General features: G+C 62.7%; 16 protein-coding genes. All 16 read left to right on the top strand.

The window, feature by feature from the left end:
* Window positions 1-30 precede the first annotated feature (30 nt).
* The 16 genes from fabG (at window position 31) to acpS (ending at window position 14,938) form a co-directional block, all read left to right on the top strand.
* Window positions 31-780: a 3-oxoacyl-ACP reductase FabG gene (gene fabG, locus ACLFKU_RS14710; protein ID WP_368585205.1), complete on the top strand. Its 750-nt coding sequence runs from the start codon at window positions 31-33 to the stop codon at window positions 778-780.
* A 152-nt stretch (window positions 781-932) separates the two neighbouring features.
* Window positions 933-1,172, top strand: a complete 240-nt coding sequence (gene acpP / locus ACLFKU_RS14705; RefSeq protein WP_004197638.1) for an acyl carrier protein — start codon at window positions 933-935, stop codon at window positions 1,170-1,172.
* A 192-nt stretch (window positions 1,173-1,364) separates the two neighbouring features.
* Window positions 1,365-2,603, top strand: coding sequence for a beta-ketoacyl-ACP synthase II (fabF, locus tag ACLFKU_RS14700; protein ID WP_410849565.1), 1,239 nt, complete (start codon window positions 1,365-1,367; stop codon window positions 2,601-2,603).
* 140 nt (window positions 2,604-2,743) lie between these two features.
* Window positions 2,744-3,136, top strand: a complete 393-nt coding sequence (locus ACLFKU_RS14695) for a hypothetical protein (protein WP_410842419.1) — start codon at window positions 2,744-2,746, stop codon at window positions 3,134-3,136.
* Window positions 3,137-3,237: 101 nt separating this feature from the next.
* Complete coding sequence (gene rpoE / locus ACLFKU_RS14690; protein WP_006051939.1) at window positions 3,238-3,837, top strand: RNA polymerase sigma factor RpoE; 600 nt, start codon at window positions 3,238-3,240, stop codon at window positions 3,835-3,837.
* Between the two features lie 94 nt (window positions 3,838-3,931).
* Window positions 3,932-4,546, top strand: a complete 615-nt coding sequence (locus tag ACLFKU_RS14685; RefSeq protein ID WP_410849564.1) for a sigma-E factor negative regulatory protein — start codon at window positions 3,932-3,934, stop codon at window positions 4,544-4,546.
* Between the two features lie 4 nt (window positions 4,547-4,550).
* A complete protein-coding gene (locus tag ACLFKU_RS14680; RefSeq protein WP_410849563.1) occupies window positions 4,551-5,591 on the top strand; it encodes a MucB/RseB C-terminal domain-containing protein in 1,041 nt (346 codons plus the stop codon).
* A gap of 37 nt (window positions 5,592-5,628) precedes the next feature.
* The gene (locus tag ACLFKU_RS14675; protein WP_368585209.1) at window positions 5,629-7,146 is read left to right on the top strand and encodes a DegQ family serine endoprotease; all 1,518 of its coding nucleotides are present in this window, start codon (window positions 5,629-5,631) and stop codon (window positions 7,144-7,146) included.
* Window positions 7,143-7,415 (top strand): glutaredoxin family protein, encoded by a 273-nt coding sequence (locus tag ACLFKU_RS14670; RefSeq protein ID WP_368585210.1) that lies wholly within the window; start codon window positions 7,143-7,145, stop codon window positions 7,413-7,415. Before ACLFKU_RS14675 ends, ACLFKU_RS14670 begins: the two co-directional genes overlap by 4 nt.
* Before the next feature lie 227 nt (window positions 7,416-7,642).
* Window positions 7,643-9,436: a translation elongation factor 4 gene (lepA, locus tag ACLFKU_RS14665; protein ID WP_410849562.1), complete on the top strand. Its 1,794-nt coding sequence runs from the start codon at window positions 7,643-7,645 to the stop codon at window positions 9,434-9,436.
* A gap of 18 nt (window positions 9,437-9,454) precedes the next feature.
* Entirely contained in the window at window positions 9,455-10,348 is an 894-nt protein-coding gene (gene lepB, locus ACLFKU_RS14660; RefSeq protein ID WP_410849561.1) for a signal peptidase I, read from the top strand.
* A 192-nt stretch (window positions 10,349-10,540) separates the two neighbouring features.
* Window positions 10,541-11,821, top strand: a complete 1,281-nt coding sequence (rnc, locus tag ACLFKU_RS14655; protein WP_368585212.1) for a ribonuclease III — start codon at window positions 10,541-10,543, stop codon at window positions 11,819-11,821.
* Between the two features lie 54 nt (window positions 11,822-11,875).
* Complete coding sequence (gene era / locus ACLFKU_RS14650; RefSeq protein ID WP_050783920.1) at window positions 11,876-12,775, top strand: GTPase Era; 900 nt, start codon at window positions 11,876-11,878, stop codon at window positions 12,773-12,775.
* The gene (gene recO / locus ACLFKU_RS14645; RefSeq protein WP_410849560.1) at window positions 12,762-13,685 is read left to right on the top strand and encodes a DNA repair protein RecO; all 924 of its coding nucleotides are present in this window, start codon (window positions 12,762-12,764) and stop codon (window positions 13,683-13,685) included. The genes era and recO overlap by 14 nt, the downstream gene beginning before the upstream one ends.
* Entirely contained in the window at window positions 13,682-14,446 is a 765-nt protein-coding gene (gene pdxJ / locus ACLFKU_RS14640) for a pyridoxine 5'-phosphate synthase (protein WP_410849559.1), read from the top strand. Before recO ends, pdxJ begins: the two co-directional genes overlap by 4 nt.
* A 24-nt stretch (window positions 14,447-14,470) precedes the next feature.
* Window positions 14,471-14,938: a holo-ACP synthase gene (acpS, locus tag ACLFKU_RS14635; protein ID WP_368585216.1), complete on the top strand. Its 468-nt coding sequence runs from the start codon at window positions 14,471-14,473 to the stop codon at window positions 14,936-14,938.
* Window positions 14,939-14,960 lie beyond the last annotated feature (22 nt).

Below are 14,960 nucleotides of genomic sequence, written 5' to 3'. Positions count from 1 at the left end.
GCCCTATTTGAAGGGCATCCGGACTGACAGATGGAAAAGACTCTCGACAAGCAGATCGCAATCGTGACGGGCGCATCGCGCGGCATCGGCCGTGCGATCGCGATGGAACTCGCGCGTCAGGGCGCGACGGTCATCGGCACCGCGACCAGCGAAAGCGGCGCGACTGCGATCACCGAGGCGTTCAAAGCGGCCGGGGTGAACGGCCGCGGCGCGGTGCTCGACGTCAACGACGCGGCGGCGGCCGAAGCGCTGATCGACGGCACGGTCAAGGAATTCGGCGCGCTGAACGTGCTGGTGAACAACGCCGGCATTACGCAGGATCAACTGGCGATGCGCATGAAGGACGACGACTGGGACGCGGTGATCGACACCAACCTGAAGTCGGTGTTCCGTCTGTCGCGCGCGGTGCTGCGCCCGATGATGAAAGCAAAGGGCGGCCGGATCATCAACATCACGTCGGTGGTCGGCTCGGCCGGCAACCCTGGCCAGATAAACTACGCGGCCGCGAAGGCGGGCGTCGCGGGCATGACGCGTGCACTCGCGCGCGAGATCGGCAGCCGTGGGATCACGGTCAATTGCGTGGCGCCTGGCTTCATCGATACCGACATGACCAAGGCGCTGCCCGAAGAGCAGCAGACCGTGCTGAAAACGCAGATTCCGCTCGGCCGTCTCGGCAGCCCGGAGGACATCGCGCACGCGGTCGCGTTCCTCGCGTCGCCGCAAGCGGGCTACATCACCGGCACGACGCTGCACGTGAACGGCGGCATGTACATGCAGTAACCAAATTCAGTTACTATCCGCGCCTTGATGCGTTTGCAAGAAGCACGAGGCGCATGCGTTGACAGGAACCCGAAGCGCCGCTTTTTTGCCGGGTCAAACCTGATAAAATGCGCGCACCTGTATTTTTGAACTTCTTTTCCCTTGGAGGGGTAATGGACAATATCGAACAGCGCGTCAAGAAGATCGTCGCGGAACAACTGGGCGTTGCGGAAGCGGAAATCAAGAACGAAGCGTCGTTCGTGAACGATCTCGGCGCCGACTCGCTCGACACCGTTGAGCTCGTGATGGCCCTCGAAGACGAATTCGGCATGGAAATTCCGGATGAAGAAGCCGAGAAGATCACCACCGTTCAGCAAGCGATCGACTACGCTCGCGCGAACGTCAAGGCCTAAGGTCATTCGCGCCTGCGTTTCTGCACGGGCCGCGCATGACGCCCTGCCGTGCCGCTTGCCACGCAGGAGCCAGCGATGTTGACAGCGCAACTTTCCGCGCGATTGCCGACTTAAACAGCCACAGGGCACACAGGGCGATTCCTGTGGCCGCTGTGGCTTTTGCTTTTTGTCATCTATGAAAAAGGGGTTACCGTGAGCCGCCGTCGTGTTGTTGTTACAGGCCTGGGGCTGATTTCGCCTGTTGGCAATAATGTTGCCGATGGCTGGGCCAATCTGGTCGCCGGCAAGTCTGGGATTGCCAATATCACGAAGTTCGATGCGTCGAACTTCTCGACTCGTTTCGCCGGCGAGGTGAAGGGCTTCAATATCGAGGACTACATCCCCGGCAAGGAAGCGCGCCACATGGATACGTTCATCCACTACGGCGTGGCCGCGGGCATCCAGGCGATGCAGGACAGCGGGCTCGAAGTCACCGACGAGAATTCGGAGCGCATCGGCGTAGTGGTCGGTTCGGGCATCGGCGGTCTGCCGATGATCGAAATCACCCAAACCGAATTGCTCAATCGCGGCCCGCGTCGCATTTCGCCGTTCTTCGTGCCGGCTTCGATCATCAACATGATCTCCGGCCACCTGTCGATCAAGTTCGGCATCAAGGGTCCGAATCTGTCGATCGTCACCGCGTGCACGACCGGTCTGCACTGCATCGGCGAGGCTTCGCGCCTGATCGAATACGGCGACGCCGACGTGATGATCGCCGGCGGCGCGGAATCGACCGTGTCGCCGCTCGGTATCGGCGGCTTCGCGGCGGCGCGCGCGCTGTCGCAACGCAATGATGATCCGGCGACCGCGAGCCGTCCGTGGGACAAAGACCGCGACGGCTTCGTGCTGGGCGAAGGCGCCGGCGTGATGGTGCTCGAAGAATACGAGCACGCAAAGGCGCGCGGCGCGAAGATCTACGCGGAAATCGGCGGCTACGGCATGAGCGGCGATGCGTATCACATGACCGCGCCGCTCGAAGACGGCGACGGCGCCCGCCGCTGCATGCTCGCCGCGATGAAGAACGCGGGCATCAACGGCGATCAGGTGAACTACCTGAACGCGCACGGCACGTCCACGCCGCTCGGCGATCTGGCGGAAACGACCGGCATCAAGCGGGCGTTCGGCGACCACGCGAAGGACATGGTCGTCAATTCGACCAAGTCGATGACGGGTCACCTGCTGGGCGGCGCCGGCGGTCTGGAGTCGGTGTTCACGGTGCTCGCCGTGCATCACCAGGTCTCGCCTCCGACCATCAACATCTTCAACCAGGACCCGGCCTGCGATCTGGATTACTGCGCGAACACCGCGCGGGACATGAAGATCGACGTCGCGCTGAAGAACTCGTTCGGGTTCGGCGGCACGAACGGCACGCTGGTGATCAAGCGCGCCTGATCGCCTGGTCACGGGTGACGCATCAGTTCACGACGCCGGCTTCGCCGGCGCTTTCCCCCGCACCGGCAACGTTGAGCACGACGACGCAGCGGATTGCGTTGCGTCGCTCTGTCGGAATGCGTGCCGCGGCGGGGGCGTTCATGCTGATTGCGACGTTAGCCGTTTATACCTGCCTCGCACCGCGGTTGGGCGCGTGGCCGGCCGCGGCGTTGACGCTCGCCGTCGCAGCGGTCCTTGCACTGTGCGCGGCGAGGCATGACGCGGCGCAGCCCGCCGCGCTGCATTTCGCGATGGGTGAGATTTCCGCCTGGAACCGCGCAGGTGAATTGCTCGCGCGAGGTCGCATCGTCGGTTGCGCGCAGTGGAGCAGCCGTCTGCTGGTGCTCGCGCTCGCGCCCGAGGGCGGTCGGAGGCGTGCCCTCATGCGTGTGCCGCCGGGCCGTACGCGCTCCCTGATAATCGCCGCCGACGCGCTGCCGCCCACTGTTTTCCGCGAACTTTCCGTGCTGGGCCGGCGTGCGGCCGGCGCCTGACTGTAACGACTGTAACCGCTGTTACCGTAGTAACGTGCCCTCACGAGGGGGACGCTACAATGGTCCCCCGCCATGCGCCCTATAGTTAACGGATTTATCAGGTGAGCGAAAAAGAAATTGATCAGGTGCTGGTCGAACGCGTCCAGAAGGGCGACAAGGCCGCGTTCGAGCTTCTGGTCTCCAAATACCACCGCAAGATTCTCCGGCTGATCTCGCGTCTCGTGCGGGACCCCGCCGAAGTCGAAGACGTCGCGCAGGACGCATTTATCAAGGCCTATCGCGCGTTGCCGCAGTTTCGCGGCGAGTCGGCGTTTTATACGTGGTTGTACCGGATTGCGGTCAATACCGCGAAGAACTACCTTGCCACCCAGGGCCGGCGCGCGCCGACCTCGACCGAAGCGGATGCTGAAGAAGCTGAAACTTTCTCCGACGCTGACCAACTAAGGGATATCAACACGCCTGAGTCGATGTTGATGAGCAAGCAGATCGCTGAGACGGTCAATGCTGCGATGGCGGTTTTACCGGAAGAATTGCGCACCGCCATTACTCTTCGAGAAATTGAGGGTTTGAGCTACGAGGAAATCGCTGAGATGATGGGTTGCCCAATTGGCACAGTCAGATCACGAATTTTCCGCGCTCGCGAAGCCATTGCGGCAAAATTGCGACCGTTGCTTGACACACCCGAGGGCAAGCGCTGGTAGACGTCTCTGAGCGTCCAGCTGGCTTGGCGGGGCAGCGGTGCAATATCTGGATTAGTGGTGTCACTACGGGGTTATTTGGAAGATGGGGAGCATCATGGGGTCGGTCTCGATGCAATCGCAAGCGGGCTCGCGCGGCGAGCGTCTGTCCGCTTTCGTCGACGGTGAATTGTTCGGCGAAGAGCATCTGAATCTGGACAAGTTTTTTGCGGAACTGGACGGCGATGATCGCGCGGCCTGGTCGAGCTACCACCTGATCGGCGACGCGCTACGTTCCGACGATCTGGCAGTCAGCCCGGCACGGAGCAGCGCCTTTCTAAGCGGTTTTGCCGCGCGCCTCGAAAGTGAGCCGCATGTGCTGGCGCCAGCCGCCGCGTCCGCGTCGGTCACCCGCCGCCTGCTCGGGCTGCGCCGGCGGGTCGTGCCGGCTTTTGCCGTCGCTGCCGCGGCCGCTACGTTGACCTGGATCGTCGTGCCGCAGCTGCAGGGCGTGCCGGGTGGTTCGGGTTCCCAGCTCGCTTCGCTCCAGTCGCGCGGCGACCCGGTGCAGCGTGTCGCCATGGCCTCGGTGCCCGCGCAAGACTCCAACATCATTCGCGACGCGAGCCTCGATCAATACCTCGAAGCTCATCAGCAATTCGCGCAGCAACCGGCGATGGCAGGCTCGATGCCGGTAATTCGCGCTGCCTCAGTCTCCACGCAGGGCCAATAGTTTGATGCAGACTCCGCGGTTCAATAAAACGACTATCTGGGGGCGGTTGCCAGCATTTCTGTTCTGTGCAGCTGTGTTGTTGTCCGCTACACCGCGGGTCTTCGCTCAAGACGATCCGGTCGTTGCCCGTCGCACGGCCGCGGAACTGCTCGACCGCATTCATCAGGCCGCCCAGCAGCAGAACTATGAGGGCGCCTTCGTCTATCAGCGCGGCAATTTCGTGCAGACGTTGCGTATCGCGCATTACTCCACGCATACGGACGGCGAATTCGAGCAGCTCGAAAGCCTCGACGGTAAGCCGCGCAAAATGCTCCGCCACAACGACGACATGTACACGTTCCTGCCGGAACGGCGTATCGTGGTCTTCGAAAAGCGGCAGAACAAAGATTCGTTCCCCGCGCTGCTGTCCGTGAACGGCGAGCAGGTTCTGTCCGTCTACGAGCCGAAGATGCTGGGCGATGACCGCGTCGCGGGCGTCGACAGTCTCGTGATGGAACTCGATCCGAAAGACGCCTACCGGTTCGCGTACAAGCTGTGGGCCGACAAGAAGACCGGTCTGCTGCTGCGCGCGCAGACGCTCGACCCGAGCGGCCAGGTGCTCGAGCAACTGTCGTTTTCGCAGGTCCGCATCGGCGTGCCGGTCGACAAGGCGGGCATCGTCAACGGCATCCGCAATCTCACGGGCTGGACGGTCGTGCGTCCGCCAGTCGAGCCGGTCGACATGGCCGCGCAGGGTTGGCAAATCAATCCGTCGGTGCGGGGCTTCCATATCATCCGTCAGTTGCGCCGTCCGATGGCGTCGCGCGAGGCAGGGCAGCCGCCGATCCCCGTCGACCAGGCCGTGTTTTCCGACGGCCTCGCGGCGATTTCGGTTTTCGTCGAGCCGGTCGAGAACAACACGCGCAAAGAGGGCACAGGCGATAGCGGCGCGACGCACGTCCTGGTCAAGCGTCAGGGTGACTTCTGGATTACCCTGCTTGGTGAGGTGCCCCAAACCACATTGCAGCAATTCGCGTCTGCCATAGAATACAAAGCTCCGAAGTAACCCTTCCGAATCCTGAAATCCCTCGGCTTGCTACGATATGACGACTTTCTCGGTGCGCAAATTCCTCGCGGCCGTAGTGGTGGCGGCGTGTTTGCCGCTTGTGCCGCATATGGCATCGGCGGCTCCCGCTGCCAATCTGCCCGACTTCACTGACCTCGTCGACAAGGTCGGCCCGGCGGTCGTCAACATTCGCACGACAACGCGCGTGTCGAACAGTAGTTCCCGCGGCGGCCTGCCGCCGGGTATGGACGACGGCGATATGTCGGAGTTCTTCCGGCGCTTCTTCGGGATTCCATTGCCGCAGTCACCGCAATCACCGCGCGGTGGTGATAACGGCGGTGGTGGAGGGGGGGGCGGCAGCGGCGGCAGCCCGGATTCACAGGACAACACCGACCCCGAACAGAACAGCGGCGTGGGCTCGGGCTTCATCCTGTCGGCGGACGGCTACGTGATGACCAACGCGCACGTCGTCGACGACGCGGACACGATTTACGTGACGCTGACCGACAAGCGCGAATTCAAGGCGAAGCTGATCGGGGTCGACGACCGAACCGACGTCGCGGTCGTGAAGATCAACGCGTCGAATCTGCCGACCATCACGATCGGCGATTCGAACAAGGTGCGCGTCGGCGAATGGGTCGTCGCGATCGGATCGCCGTTCGGTCTCGAAAACACGGTGACGGCCGGTATTGTCAGCGCGAAGGGACGCGACACCGGCGACTACCTGCCGTTCATCCAGACCGACGTGGCCGTCAATCCGGGCAACTCGGGCGGCCCGCTGATCAACATGCAGGGCGAAGTGATCGGCATCAATTCGCAGATTTATAGCCGCACCGGCGGTTTCATGGGCATTTCGTTCGCGATTCCGATCGACGAAGCGATGCGCGTGGCCGATCAGCTGAAGAGTTCGGGCAAGGTGGTGCGCGGCCGCATCGCGGTGGCGATCGGTGAGGTGACGAAGGACGTCGCAGATTCGCTCGGTTTGCCGAAGGCGCAGGGCGCGCTCGTCAGCAGCGTCGAACCGGGCGGCCCGGCCGACAAGGCCGGCGTGCAGCCGGGCGACATCATCCTGAAGTTCAACGGTCATTCGGTCGACACCGCGACGGACCTGCCGCGTATGGTCGGCGATACGAAGCCGGGCACGAAGACGTCGATCTCGATTTGGCGCAAGGGTCAGACGCGCGAACTGCCGATCACGATCGCAGAAATGCAGCAGGATAAGGTCGCGAAAGCGGACCAGAAGAAGCCGCAGGCGCCGAAGCAGCGCGCGACCAACGCGCTTGGCATCGCGGTGAGCGATATTCCCGCCGACCAGCAGAAAACGCTGAAGATTCAGAACGGCGTGCAGATCGACGCTGTCGACGGTCCGGCAGCCCGTGTCGGGCTCCAAAAGGGCGACATCATCCTGCGGGTTGGCGACACCGATGTGACGAGCGCGAAACAGTTCGACGAACTGACCTCACACCTCGATTCGCAGAAGATGGTCGCGTTGCTGGTTCGTCGCGGCGACAACACGCAGTTTGTGCCGGTCCGTCCGCGCGGCGCGCAGAAATGACGAAGACGGCATCGCTCACGCTGTATGGGCGCGCGTGGTGCCATCTGTGCGAGGACATGCGCGCCGCGCTCGAGCCGTTGCTGGCCGAGTTCGGGGCGCAAGTCGCGGTGATCGACGTCGACAGCGATCCGTTGCTCGAAGCGCGTTACAACGAGTTGGTGCCGGTGCTGGTATGCGATGGCGTCGAGTTGTGCCACTACCATCTCGACGAAGCGCGAGTGCGCGCAGCATTGGCGGCGCATGCGTCGCGTGTCGCGGCGGCATCCTGATTTACATCCGCGCGGCATGTGATTCGCGCGATACATGCACATGTTTGCGGCGACTCGCTTCGATGCGCCCGGTAAATTTCTCGCCTCCTCGACGCCGTCTTGAGGCCCGCGCTATGCAAGATGCGCCGGCCGAGGGGCTTTTCGGCTAAAATAGATAGGTTTTTCACCTACTTACAAGGCGTGCTCCGCTATTGTCCGGGCGCGCCTTTTCGCTTGATCGGCACTGAATGGATCATATTCGTAACTTCTCGATCATTGCGCACATCGACCATGGCAAGTCGACGCTCGCCGATCGCATCATCCAGATTTGTGGTGGTCTGTCCGACCGCGAGATGGAAGCTCAGGTGCTCGACTCGATGGATCTCGAGCGCGAGCGCGGCATTACCATCAAGGCGCAAACCGCCGCGTTGTCGTATCGCGCGCGCGATGGCCAGGTCTACAACCTGAACATGATCGACACCCCCGGGCACGTCGACTTCTCGTACGAAGTCAGCCGCTCCCTGTCCGCGTGCGAAGGCGCGCTGCTCGTCGTCGACGCGAGCCAGGGCGTGGAGGCGCAAACCGTCGCCAACTGCTACACGGCCATCGAGCTCGGCGTCGAAGTGGTGCCGGTGTTGAACAAGATCGATCTGCCGGCGGCGAACCCCGAAAACGCGATCGCCGAGATCGAGGACGTGATCGGCATCGACGCGACCGACGCCACACATTGCAGCGCGAAGACTGGCCTCGGCGTCGAAGACGTGCTCGAAGCGCTGATCGCGAAAGTGCCGCCGCCGAAGGGTGACCCGGAAGCGCCGCTGCAGGCGCTGATCATCGACTCGTGGTTCGACAACTACGTCGGTGTCGTGATGCTCGTGCGCATCGTCAACGGAACGCTGCGCCCGAAGGACAAGATCCGCCTGATGGCAACCGGCGCGCAGTATCCGGTGGAACATATCGGCGTGTTCACGCCGAAGTCGAAGAATCTCGAATCGCTGTCGGCGGGGCAGGTGGGCTTCATCATCGCCGGCATCAAGGAACTCGCGGCGGCGAAGGTCGGCGACACGGTTACGCTGGTGAACCAGCCGGCGGCCGAGCCGCTGCCGGGCTTCAAAGAAGTGAAGCCGCAGGTGTTCGCGGGTCTCTATCCGGTCGAAGCGAACCAGTACGACGCGCTGCGCGACTCGCTCGAAAAGCTGAAGCTGAACGACGCGTCGCTGCAGTACGAGCCGGAAGTGTCGCAAGCGCTCGGTTTCGGGTTCCGCTGCGGCTTCCTCGGTCTGTTGCACATGGAAATCGTGCAGGAACGTCTCGAACGTGAGTTCGACATGGACCTGATCACAACGGCGCCGACCGTGGTGTACGAAGTACTGCAGCGCGACGGCACGACCCTGATGGTCGAGAATCCGGCCAAGATGCCCGAGCCGTCGAAGATCGAGGAAGTGCGCGAGCCGATCGTCACCGTGAACCTGTACATGCCGCAAGACTACGTCGGCGCGGTGATCACGTTGTGTACGCAGAAGCGCGGCAACCAGATCAACATGCAGTATCACGGTCGTCAGGTCCAGTTGACGTACGAAATCCCGATGGGCGAAGTCGTGCTCGATTTCTTCGACCGTCTGAAGTCGATTTCTCGCGGTTACGCGTCGATGGATTACGAGTTCAAGGAATACCGCGCGTCGGACGTCGTGAAGGTCGACATGCTGATCAACGGCGACAAGGTCGATGCGCTGTCGGTGATCGTGCATCGCTCGCAAAGCCAGTATCGCGGCCGCGAAGTGGCAGCGAAAATGCGCGAGCTGATTCCGCGTCAGATGTACGACGTAGCGGTTCAAGCCACGATTGGTTCAAACATTATCGCGCGCGAAAACATTAAAGCGTTGCGTAAGAACGTGCTGGCAAAATGCTACGGTGGTGATATCACGCGTAAGAAGAAGCTGCTTGAAAAGCAGAAGGCAGGCAAGAAGCGAATGAAGCAGGTGGGTTCGGTTGAAATCCCGCAAGAGGCTTTCCTCGCTATTCTGCGTGTCGAAGACAAATAAGTTGAATAACGGAACCCTATGAATTTCGCGCTGATTCTTTTTGTGCTCGTCGTTTTGACGGGCGTCGCATGGGTCGCGGACAAACTGGTTTTCCTGCCGAAACGGCGCCGCGAGGCGGAAGCCGCAGTCGCCGAATTCGATCGTCAGCAGGCGCGCATCGGCGAGCGTTTCGCCGATGAAAACGCCGCGCAAACGCGCGCGCGTTTGCGCGACGACAAACTGCGTCAGCCGTGGTGGCTCGAATATACGGCGAGCTTTTTTCCGGTGATTCTGGTGGTGTTCGTCGTGCGCTCGTTCGTGGTCGAGCCGTTCAAGATCCCATCCGGCTCGATGGTGCCGACGCTGCTGGTGGGCGACTTCATCCTCGTCAATAAATTCGAATACGGTCTTCGTTTGCCGATCACCAACACGAGGATCACGCAGGGCCGCCCGGTCCAGCGCGGCGACGTGGTGGTGTTCCGTTATCCGAAAGACGAATCGGTCGACTACATCAAGCGCGTGATTGGTCTGCCGGGCGATCTGGTCGAGTATCAGGACAAGAAGTTGACCGTCAACGGCAAGCCGGTGCCAGAAACGCCGCTGCCCGATTATCTCGACGAAGAGCGGCTCGGCTATGCGAAGCAGTTCCAGGAAGATATCGACGGCCGCAAGAACGCAATTCTGAACAATCCGGCGGTGCCGCCGTTCATCGTTGGTGCAGAAGACTTCCCCTATCGCGACAACTGTCAATACAACGCACGTGGGGTGATCTGCAAAGTGCCGCCGGGCAATTTCTTCATGATGGGCGATAACCGCGACAACAGCGCGGATAGCCGGTACTGGGGTTTTGCGCCTGAACGCAATATCGTCGGCCGCGCATTTTTCATCTGGATGAACTTCAGCGATCTGCGACGCATCGGCTCCTTCCAGTGAGTCGTGTGCATTGATCGCTTCGTGATCACTTCATGAGCGATCACACGCCGCGCGAATAACCGGCACCGGTTATCTCGGTCGCGGCGTGTTGTCATGCAACTTTAAGAACTCGCGGTAACGTCGCTTCACCACGCTTTTTCCTCTGGCGCCCCGCGTTTCCGCCGGGTCAGGCGCCCGCGTTATACTCTGCCCATGCCTCTATCTCCGTTGGAAAGCCGTTTGCGCTACGAATTTCGCAATGCGGAATTGCTGCGTCAGGCTTTAACACACCGCAGTCACAGCTCCACGCATAATGAACGGCTCGAATTTCTCGGCGACTCCGTTCTGAATTGCGCGGTGGCTGCGCTTTTGTTCCAACGTTTCGGCAAACTCGACGAAGGCGACCTATCGCGCGTGCGCGCCAATCTGGTCAAACAGCAGTCTCTCTACGAGATCGCTCAGGCACTCAATATCTCGGAAGGCCTGCGCCTCGGCGAGGGCGAGTTGCGCAGCGGCGGCTTCCGCCGGCCGTCGATCCTCGCGGATACGCTCGAGGCGGTGCTCGGTGCGATATTTCTCGACGGCGGCTTCGACGCTGCGCAGACGGTCATCAAGCGCCTTTACGTGCCGATCCTCGACCACATCGACCCCCGTACGCTCGGCAAGGACGCAAAGACGCTGCTGCAGGAGTATCTGCAAGGCCACAAGATTGCGTTGCCTACCTATACGGTCGTCGCTACCCATGGTGCGGCGCACAATCAGCAATTCGAAGTCGAATGCACGGTGCCAAAGCTCGACGTCAAAGTGTCCGGCTCGGGCGCGAGCCGTCGCGCGGCGGAGCAGGCGGCCGCAAAGAAGGCGCTCGACGAAGTAATGGCCGCGGCGCCCGCCGTGGTTGCGAAGCCGAAGCGGTCGAAAAGCGCACGCGCCGCGAAAAACGCCGAGCAGGAAATCGTGCCGGGCGTGACCGGCGTACAGGCCGCACTGGATTTACGCACGCCGGATCGCAAGAGCGCGCGCGGCGAAGGGCGCGCGCCTGCCACGATTGAAGCCCACGCCGACAAGTCTGCCGTGGAAAAGTCAGCCGTTGAACGGCCTGCAGCCGAGCGTGCCGCGCCGGGTCCCGCCGGTGCGCCGTTGGCTGTGATCCGTGCCGCGCATGTGGAGTACAGCGGACATGACAAGCCGGAACGCGCCGAGAAGTCCGAAAAGGCGGAGAGAACCGACAAGGTTTCGGTGCACTCAGGCGAGAAACCTGTCGACAAGTCAGCCGAAAAGCCCGCAGCGGACAAAACCCCCGACCTCAAAGCCGACGCGCCGTCACACACCCGTAGCGCAGAGCGTCAGCGTAACCGCGAAGCCGCGCCGGGCACGGGCTCTTCGAGCGTTTCCGCCGCACCCGCGTCGGTCGTCTCGGCGGCCCCGGCACCTGCCGAACACGAACCCGGCGTCGCCGGCGCGGTGCAAACGCGCGTCGCCGATGCGGGCCATTGATTGCCATCGGCGTGCGCGTCGCGCGCGCCGATCTGAACCTGCCGTAGTCCGAATATGAACGCTCCCACTCCCACTGGTTTTCGCTGCGGCATGGTCGCGATCGTCGGCCGCCCGAACGTCGGCAAGTCCACGCTGATGAACGCGCTGGTCGGCCAGAAAGTCAGCATCACGTCGCGCAAGGCGCAGACCACGCGCCATCGCATCACCGGCATCAACACGCTCGAAGACGCTCAGTACATCTTCGTCGACACGCCCGGATTCCAGACCAAGCACAGCGGCGCGCTGAACCGCTCGCTGAACCGCGCCGTAACGTCGACGCTGACCTCGGTCGATGCGATCCTGTTCGTCATCGAAGCAGGCCGCTTCGGCCCCGACGACCAGAAGGTACTCGACCTGATCCCGGCGAAGGTGCCGACGCTGCTGATCGCGAACAAGCTTGATCGCGTATCGGATAAGGACTCGCTTTTCCCGTTCATGCAGCAGATGAGCACGCTGCGCGAGTTCAACGAGATCGTGCCGCTGTCCGCGAAAAATACCGACGACATCAAGCGTCTGATGGCGACCATCAAGCCGTTCCTGCCGGAAGGCGAGCCGATCTACGGCGAGGACGACCTGACCGACCGCAGCGAGCGCTTCCTTGCGGCCGAAATCCTGCGCGAGAAGGTCTTCCGCTGGACCGGCGACGAACTGCCGTACACCAGCACCGTGCTGATCGACAAGTTCGAAACCGAAGGGCGGCTGCGCCGTATCTTCGCAACGATCCTCGTCGATCGCGACACGCACAAGGCGATGATCATCGGGCAGAAGGGCGCAAAGCTGAAGCAGATCAGCACCGAGGCGCGCCTCGACATGGCGAAGCTGTTCGACGGGCCGGTGTATCTCGAGACCTTCGTCAAGGTGAAGAGCGGCTGGGCCGACAACGAAGCCGGGCTTCGTGCGTATGGGTACGAATGACGCGTGGATGACGCTCAATTCAGACGAGGCTCCGGACCAACCGGAGCACGAGCCGTCGCGGCCCGCGCGTAGCGCGAGGAAATCGTCGGCTCAGGCGAAAGGCGCGAAAGGCGCGAAAGGCGCGAAAGGCGCGCCCGCCGACGACGGCGAGCCGCGCAAAGCGCCGGCGCGTCGCTCGCCGCGCACCTCCACATCAGAATACCGGATCACCGAGCAGCCCGCGTTCGTGCTGCACAGCTACTCGTATCGTGAGACCAGCCTGATCATCGACGTGCTGTCGCGCGATCACGGTCGTCTCGCGCTCGTCGCGAAGGGCGCAAAGCGCCCGCACTCCGCGTTGCGCGGCGTGCTGCAAACGTTCCAGCCTTTGTCGCTCGCATGGTCGGGCAAATCCGAAATGCGCACGCTGACCGGTGCCGAATGGGTCGGCGGCATGCTGCCGCTGACCGGCGACGCGCTGCTGTGCGGCTTCTATGCCAACGAATTGCTGGTGCGCTTCTGCGCGCGCGAAGACCCGCATCCTCAGTTGTTCCATCACTACGTCGTCACGCTGACCCGCCTTGCGCACGATGAGCCGCCGGTGCAGGTGCTGCGCTCGTTCGAACGCGTGCTGCTGCGCGAGACCGGCTACGCGATGGCGCTCGACCGCACGGTCGCGCGCAAGGCCGTGCTCGCCGACGGCCGCTACGTGTTCGATCCAGAGCGCGGCGTGCGCGAGGCATCGGACGAATGGCCCGCGCAGTGGCCGGTGGTATCGGGACAGACCTTGCTCGATATGGAAAAGGACGATTACCATCGAGCGCAGACCGTCGCGCAAAGCAAAACGCTGATGCGCTTCCTGCTCAACACCTATCTCGGCGGCGCGCCGCTTGCTACCCGCCAGATCCTGATCGACCTGCAGAACTTATGAGCTTCTTCCTGACTTCGCCGACCGTGATCGACCTCGGCGTGAATATCGACCACGTCGCCACGCTGCGCAACGCGCGCGGCACGTCCTATCCCGATCCGATCCGCGCCGCGCTGATGGCCGAAGAAGCCGGCGCCGACGCGATTACGCTGCATCTGCGCGAAGACCGTCGGCATATCGTCGACGCGGACGTGCACAAGCTGCGTCCGCTGCTGAAAACGCGCATGAATCTCGAATGCGCGGTCACGGCCGAAATGCTCGACATCGCGTGCGAAGTGCAGCCGCACGACGTGTGCCTCGTGCCTGAAAAACGCGCGGAACTGACGACCGAAGGCGGCCTCGACGTCACCGGACAGTTCGATGCGGTGCGCGCCGCATGCAAGCAACTGGCGGACGCGAACTCGCGCGTGTCGCTGTTCATCGATCCCGACGAAGCCCAGATTCGCGCCGCGCACGAAGCCGGCGCGCCGGTGATCGAGCTGCACACCGGCCGTTATGCGGAAGCGCACGATCCCGCCGAACAGCAGCGCGAATACGAGCGCATCGTGCGCGCGGTCGAATTCGGCACGACGCTCGGCCTTAAGGTGAACGCGGGCCACGGCCTGCACTACACGAATGTGCAGCAGATCGCGGCGATCGAAGGCATCGTCGAACTCAACATCGGCCATGCGATCGTCGCGCACGCGATCTTCGCGGGCTGGGACAACGCGGTGCGCGAGATGAAGGCGATCATGGTCGCCGCGCGTCTCGGCGCGCGCGCGTAACCCGATCTCGCGACGGACGCACGCATGGCAATCTACGGAATCGGCACCGACATCGTTCAGGTCAGCCGTGTCGCAGCGGTGATGACCCGCACCAATGGCCGTTTCGCTGAGAAGGTGCTCGGTCCCGACGAACTACGCGTCTACCACGCGCGTCACGCCCGTTCGGCGGCCCGCGGTCTCGCGTTTCTCGCGACGCGCTTTTCGGCGAAAGAGGCGTTCTCGAAGGCAATCGGCCTCGGCATGCACTGGCCGATGAGCTGGCGCGCGCTGCAGACGCTGAACCGGCCGAGCGGCGAGCCGATGGTGGTCGCCTCCGGCGAGCTGGCCGACTGGCTCGACGCGCGCGGCATCACGGCGCGCGTGACGATCAGCGACGAGCGCGACTACGCGGTGTCGTTCGTGATCGCCGAGACGCAGCGGCCGGACGAGACGGAAGCTTCGTTTGCCGCGTCGGCGTCGCGGGCTTCGTCCGCGCACTCGGCCACCGAATAAAAATGTTGAACGCGGCCGCTGT

Source organism: Paraburkholderia sp. EG304 (assembly GCF_046543485.1).
Classification (GTDB): Bacteria; Pseudomonadota; Gammaproteobacteria; order Burkholderiales; family Burkholderiaceae; genus Paraburkholderia; species Paraburkholderia youngii.
This window is presented reverse-complemented; position numbering and strand designations above follow the sequence as displayed.